This window comes from Microbacterium testaceum (assembly GCF_001476655.1).
Taxonomy (GTDB): Bacteria; Actinomycetota; Actinomycetes; order Actinomycetales; family Microbacteriaceae; genus Microbacterium; species Microbacterium testaceum_C.
The window spans coordinates 22,950-29,262 of record NZ_LDRT01000082.1; the positions used below are offsets into that span (position 1 = coordinate 22,950).

Below are 6,313 nucleotides of genomic sequence, written 5' to 3' on the forward strand. Positions count from 1 at the left end.
CGCCCGCCGAGGGCGGTCGGGGCCCGATCAGGGGGCGGGCGGTGCGTCGGGCGTCGGCGTCGGGTCTGGCACACCCACCGTCGGAACCGCCACCTGGGCGGATCCCGCCGAGGTCAAGGAGCGCATGAACTGCGACATCCAGTCGGTGCGGGTCTGGCTCACGTCGCCACTGACGTCGTCCTGCTCCTGGAGGGCGGCCGAGGCGGGGAGGTCGTCGTCGATGAGATAGACGACCTCTCCGGGCATCGTGTAGTACAGCCGCTCGCGGGCCTGGGTCGTGATGTACGCCGGATCGGACCATCGCTCGCGCTGCGACTGCAGGTCGGCGACCTCGGACTGGCTCAGGGCCACGGCGCTCTTGAGCGCCTGGATCTGCTGGCGCTGATCCATGTAGGTGCCGACGGTGGGGACGAGCACGAACGTCCCGAGAACCACCAGTCCGAGCATGATGACGACGAATCCGGAGACGCGGATGCCACCGAGCCAGCCCCGTACGTCGACGCGGCGTCGAGCGGCGTCGGGGCGTGCGGCGGAGGGGGCGGGCCGCTTCGACGTTGAGCCCTGTGCGCGGGCCTTCCCGGCCGAGCTCGCGGTCGGACTCTTCGCGGCACGCGAGGCAGGACCCTTCGGCTTGGCGCCTTTGCCCGAGGTACCCGGAGCACCCCCGGACACCGGCCCACGAGGAGGCAGTGTCGGTCGATCCACGGCATCCCCTCTCGTTCTCACCCGAGCGTTCCGGCGACGGGCGGAGCCGAGTCTACGTCGCCGACCCGTGCGGATCCGGGGACGCGCCGAGGACCGCCGAGGGTCTCCGCGAACACCCCGCGCCGGCTCCGGGAACACGAAAGGAGGGGGAGCCGCGCGGCTCCCCCTCCTCACGGCGTCAGACGCTCAGCCCTTGAAACGGGGGAACGCCGAGCGGCCCGCGAAGACCGCGGCGTCGCCGAGGTCCTCCTCGATGCGGAGCAGCTGGTTGTACTTCGCGACGCGCTCGCTGCGCGCGGGGGCACCGGTCTTGATCTGACCCGCGTTGACGGCGACGGCGAGGTCGGCGATCGTGGTGTCCTCGGTCTCGCCCGAGCGGTGCGACAGCATCGAGGTGTAGCCCGAGCGGGTCGCCAGCGAGATCGCGTCGAGCGTCTCCGACAGCGTGCCGATCTGGTTGACCTTCACGAGCAGCGAGTTGGCGACGCCGAGGTCGATGCCCTGCTGCAGGCGCTTGGGGTTGGTGACGAACAGGTCGTCGCCGACGAGCTGCACCTTGGAGCCGATGGCATCCGTCAGCTTCTTCCAGCCGTCCCAGTCGTCCTCGGCGAGGGCGTCCTCGATCGTGACGATCGGGAAGTTCGCGACGAGGTCGGCGAAGTAGTCGACGAGCGTGTCGACGCTCCACTCCTTGCCCTCGACAGTGTAGACGCCGTCCTTGTAGAACTCGGTGGCGGCGACGTCGAGGCCCACGGCGATGTCCTTGCCGGGGGTGAAGCCGGCCTTCTCGATCGCGCGGATGAGGAAGTCGAGGCCCTCGCGGTTGCTGGGCAGGTCGGGGGCGAAGCCGCCCTCGTCGCCGAGACCGGTGTTGTAGCCGGCCGACTTCAGCTCGCCTTTGAGGACGTGGTAGACCTCGGTGCCCCAGCGCAGCGACTCGCCGTAGGTGTCGGCGCCGATGGGGGCGAGGAAGAACTCCTGGAAGTCGATGCCGTTGTCGGCGTGCTCGCCGCCGTTGATGACGTTGAAGAGGGGAACGGGCAGCAGGTGCGCGTTCGGGCCGCCGAGGTAGCGGAACAGGGGCAGGTCGGCGCTGTCGGCGGCGGCCTTCGCGACGGCGAGCGAGACGCCCAGGATCGCGTTCGCGCCGGTGCGCGACTTGTTGTCGGTGCCATCGGTCTCGATGAGGATCTCGTCGATGATGCGCTGCTCGCTGGCCTCGACGCCCTCGATGGCGGGGCCGAGCTCGTCGACGACCGCGGCGACGGCCTTCAGCACGCCCTTGCCGCCGTAGCGGCTCTTGTCGCCGTCGCGCAGCTCGTAGGCCTCGAACGCGCCGGTGGACGCGCCGGAGGGGACGGCCGCCCGCTGGACGATTCCGTCGTCGAGGAGCACCTCCACCTCGACGGTCGGGTTACCGCGCGAATCCAGGATCTCGCGCGCGTTGACAGCCTCGATAAGTGCCACGAAGGACTCCTCGTTGGTTCTTGGGTGGAAGAGGGTGGAGCGTCGTCGGTCCGTCGTCGAGTCTAGTGACCCCGCCCGCCGACCGTGAGGTCGACCACGATCGCGAGGGCGACGCCGTCCCATCCCTTGCGATCGAGGGTCTGCAGGGCGGTGGCGTCGAAGCGGGGGTCGCTCCCCAGCATCAGGATGCCGCGGCGAGCACCCTGCACCTTCGCGTCGGCCGTGTCGGGCTCGGCGACCTCTCCCCCGCGGACCACGTTGTCGAGGACGACGACGGCGCCCGGGCGACCGAGGCGGGCGGCCCAGTCGAGGTAGACGGTGTTCGACTCCTTGTCGGCGTCGATGAAGACCAGGTCGAAAGGCTCATCGCCCTCCAGGGTGGGAAGGACATCGACGCCCCGCCCCTCCCGCACCTCGACGCGATCGGCCACGCCGGCGCGCTCGAGGTTCGCACGGGCGACCTCTGCGTTCGCGGGCTCGGCCTCGATCGTGACGACGCGTCCGTCCGCGCCGACGGCGCGCGCGAACCAGATGGTCGAGTATCCGCCGAGGGTGCCGATCTCCAGGACCCGCCGCGCGCCCGCGATGCGGGTGAGCAGGTGCAGGAACTTCGCGTTGACCGGGGCGACCTCGATCGGCGGGAGGCCGGCGTCGTGCTGCGTCTGCAGGACGGCATCCAGAACCGGGTCGTCACCGACCAGGGTGTCGGTCAGGAACGCGTCGACGTCGTCGTGAGTGGGCACCCTTCCACCCTGTCGGCGCGCGGGGCGCGGGTCAACGCTCGCCGCGCAGGTGCGCGCGCGTCATCTCGTCGTACTCCTCGTCGGAGAGGTCGTCGAAGCTCTTCGCCTCCACGCGGTCGCTGCGCATCCACCGGATCATCAGGATGACGAGGATCGGCACGTCGGCGAACTCCGCGATGAACCAGATCATGTCGCCGGCCAGGTGCTGGTCGTGCAGCATCGAGGGCCACCAGGAGACCGCCCGCGTGGCATCCGGGATCAGGTCGAGGACGTTGTCGTTCAGACGCATGAGCAAGCCCGGAACCGAGTCGATCAAGAGCTCGACGAAGGCGAGCAGGAACTCGATCGCGATGAAGGTTCCGGTGTGCACCGCACCCAGCGCCATCATCGGCAGCACCATCGCGAGACCGACAAGGGGGACGACGATCCCGAGCGAGGCCTCGACCACCGGATTCACGCGCAGGATGCCGGCCACGGGCGTGAGGAAGAGACAGAACACCGCCGCGATCACGACGGTCGCGACCATCGCGTTTCCGAAGATGCGCGTGAGGCGGGAGGCGAGGATCCGCTCTCGCACGGAGACGGGGACGAGATCGAGCGGACGGCCCGCGGCGATCCCGGCGGGGATGGCGAAGATCAGCAGCGCGATGCGGGTCGAGAACGCCCAGCGCAGCTCGGAGGAGTACACCCCGAGGAACCCCAGCTCGATGACCGCGTAGGGCAGCAGACCGAGGGCGAAGAAGCCGATCGTCCGGCGCAGGGGCCACGGCTCCCCGCGGCGCCGGACCCGGCGGACCCCGAGCAGGTAGGCGGCGGATGCGACGAGGAGCACGCCGAGCGTGATCGGGTCGGCGCGCCAGGTGCTGAGGAAGACATCGGTGGGAGGCGTGCCGGAAGAGTACGGCGGCGAGCTATGGGTTGGCCGAGGGACCCGGCGCGCGGGCGCGCGGGCGCGCGGGCGAAACTCCTGAGTTTCGGGGCTCGTACGCCGCGGAACCGCAGGATTTCGGGGGCGGTGCCGATGGATACGAGAGAAACTCAGGAGTTCGGCCCGGGCCGTGACGAGTACCGCTCCGGGGGCAGCGCGGCGAGCACTGCCGGCAGCAGGGCGTCGGCCGTGCGGCGGTAGCCGAGGGCGCTGGGGTGGAACCGGTCGATGCTGAACATCTCGTCGGGGTTCTCGGCGAACACCGGCCCCACCGCCCGCGCGAGACCCACCACGCGCGCACCCGCCCGGTGGGCGGCACGGGCCTGCGCCGCCGCGAGCTGCCGCGAGGAGCGGGATGCGAGGGTGCGCAACGGCTGCGGCACGGCCCGGAGGGTGCCGAGGTCGGGGCACGTGCCGACGACCACCGGCATCCCCCGAGCTCTCAGGATGCCGATGGCCTCCTCGAGCTGTGCGGCGGCCCGATTCGCGGGCACCCGGTGGGTGACGTCGTTCCCGCCCACCACGATGACGGCCACGTCGGCGCGATACCCCGGCGGGAGTTCCGCGAGCTGCGCGGTCAGCGCCGAGGTCTCCGACCCCACGACCGCGGCGGTGCGGAGCCGCACGGGACGGGCGGTGTCGCGCGCGATGCCCTTCGCGAGTCGCGCGCCCAGCGTGTCCCGCCGGTGGTCGGCGCCGAGCCCCGCGGCGATCGAGTCGCCCAGCAGCAGCAGCTCGACAGGCTCCCCCGGGTGCTTCTTGCGGCGCCACACACGGTCGGCGTCCAGAGCCTGCTCCCCGAGAGGTTTGCCGATCCGGCGCCGCGCGATCGCGGCCTGCCGGGAGATGAGCGTCCGCATCGCCACGGCGGTCGCGCCGAGCACCGCGACCGTGGAGGCGGCGGTCAGGGTCACCGGACGACGCGCGCGCATCCTCCGATGACACTCGCCCGCGATGAACGCCCGGTGGACGCGCCGTGACGGCGGGGAGACGCCGGGCTCCCGGCATCCTGAGCTGTCGTCGTGTCGGGCGTCAGCCGAGGGAGCGATACGCGCGGGAGCGCAGGGCGATCGCGACGATCAGCACGGCCACGGCGAGCACGATGTCGAGGGCGAGTCCCGCGAGGAGTTCGTCGCGTCCGGCGGCGCCGGTGAGGCTGACGAGTCCTCCGATGACGATCACGCCGAACGACAGGGCGAGCTGTTGCGCGGTGCTGAACATGCCGCCCGACAGTCCCGCGGCCTCGACCGGGACCTCGCGCACGACGAGCTGGGTCAGCGGCGAGAAGATGAGCGCCTGACCCGCGCCGAGCAGGACGAGCGCGGGCTGCAGCCACAAGCCCACCTCGCTGCCCCACGCCACCGCGAGGGTGCCGGCCATCCCGAGCAGCGCGACGATCTGCAGCGTCACGCCGAGGATCAACGTCGCGTCGCCGAGACGGCTCTGGATGCGAGCGACGGCCAGAGACATCCCGGCGAACACGACCGCGAAGGGCAGCAGCGCCATGCCCGCCTGCAGCGACGTCAGTCCCCCGGCCTCCACGGCTCGCGGGAAGACGTAGAGCAGGGCGGAGTACCCGGCGAAGAACAGCCCCGCGGCAAGCAGTCCGAGCTGCAGGGGGCGCAAGCGCAGGACGCTGGGGGGCAGCAGCGGGACGCGGCCGGAGCGCTCGATGGCATCCTGGTGCTTCCACATGCCCACCAGCGCGACGGCGGCCACCCCGAGCGCGACGGCAACGGGCCACGACCAGTTCCAGACCGGTCCGAAGGTGAGCGCGACGGAAGCGGCCAGGATGCCGAGCGCCAGCGCCGCGGTGCCGACGAGGTCGATCGCGACCACCTCGTGAGCGCGTGAACGCGGCGCGAGCGGAGCGAGGACGATCGTCGCGACCGCGATGAGCGCGACCACGACGAAGACGGCACGCCACCCCTCGACGGGGCCGAACGACAGCGCGGCGAGCGCTCCGCCGGACACCTGGCCGACCGCCGCGCCGATGCCGCCGCTCGCGCCGAAGGCGGCGATGGCGCGGGTGCGGGCGGATCCTCGCGAGGTCGCCTGGATGGTCGCGAGCACCTGCGGGGTGCACAGAGCGGCCCCGACACCTTGGACGACGCGCGCGGCGATCAGCGTCTCGATCGAGGGAGCGAGGGCGCACGCGATCGCGGAGACGAGGAAGAGCCCCATGCCGATCGTGTAGAGGCGGTGTCGGCCGTAGCGGTCTCCGAGGCGTCCACCGAGGATCAGCAGCACGGCGAAGGGGATGCCGTAGCCCGCGATGACCAGTTCGAGAGCCACGTCGCCGGCGCCGAAACGTTCGCGGAGCGTCGGGAGGATCACCGTCACCGCGTTGAAGGCGAACGTCCCGACTCCGGGGCCGAGGAGGAAACCGAGGTAACGCCAGGTGGGCATGCGCTCGGCGGGGTCGAGGTCGGGCAGGCCGGGGCGGATCGGCAGGGGGGCGCTGCCGGTG

General features: G+C 71.5%; 6 protein-coding genes. All 6 read right to left on the bottom strand.

Translation table 11 applies throughout. The annotated features are described in order from the left end of the window. Positions 1 to 27: 27 nt before the first annotated feature. On the bottom strand, positions 28 to 705 hold the full coding sequence (locus tag NS220_RS20585) for an FtsB family cell division protein (RefSeq protein WP_242864611.1): 678 nt from the start codon (positions 703 to 705) through the stop codon (positions 28 to 30). A gap of 186 nt (positions 706 to 891) precedes the next feature. Next, positions 892 to 2,172 (bottom strand): phosphopyruvate hydratase, encoded by a 1,281-nt coding sequence (gene eno, locus NS220_RS12255; protein WP_058624329.1) that lies wholly within the window; start codon positions 2,170 to 2,172, stop codon positions 892 to 894. 62 nt (positions 2,173 to 2,234) lie between these two features. Further along, on the bottom strand, positions 2,235 to 2,915 hold the full coding sequence (locus NS220_RS12260) for an O-methyltransferase (RefSeq protein WP_058624330.1): 681 nt from the start codon (positions 2,913 to 2,915) through the stop codon (positions 2,235 to 2,237). A gap of 31 nt (positions 2,916 to 2,946) precedes the next feature. Next, positions 2,947 to 3,747: a cytochrome c oxidase assembly protein gene (locus NS220_RS12265; RefSeq protein WP_193755358.1), complete on the bottom strand. Its 801-nt coding sequence runs from the start codon at positions 3,745 to 3,747 to the stop codon at positions 2,947 to 2,949. A 206-nt stretch (positions 3,748 to 3,953) separates the two neighbouring features. Then, positions 3,954 to 4,775, bottom strand: coding sequence for an SGNH/GDSL hydrolase family protein (locus tag NS220_RS12270; RefSeq protein ID WP_058624331.1), 822 nt, complete (start codon positions 4,773 to 4,775; stop codon positions 3,954 to 3,956). Between the two features lie 100 nt (positions 4,776 to 4,875). Continuing rightward, positions 4,876 to 6,313: MFS transporter (locus NS220_RS12275; protein ID WP_081323153.1), on the bottom strand; the 1,438-nt coding region annotated here is incomplete at its 5' end.

Bases quoted from the DNA above. Each gene is read 5' to 3' on its own strand.
- NS220_RS12270 (WP_058624331.1), bottom strand. From the start codon at position 4,775: ATGCGCGCGCGTCGTCCGGTGACCCTGACCGCCGCCTCCACGGTCGCG.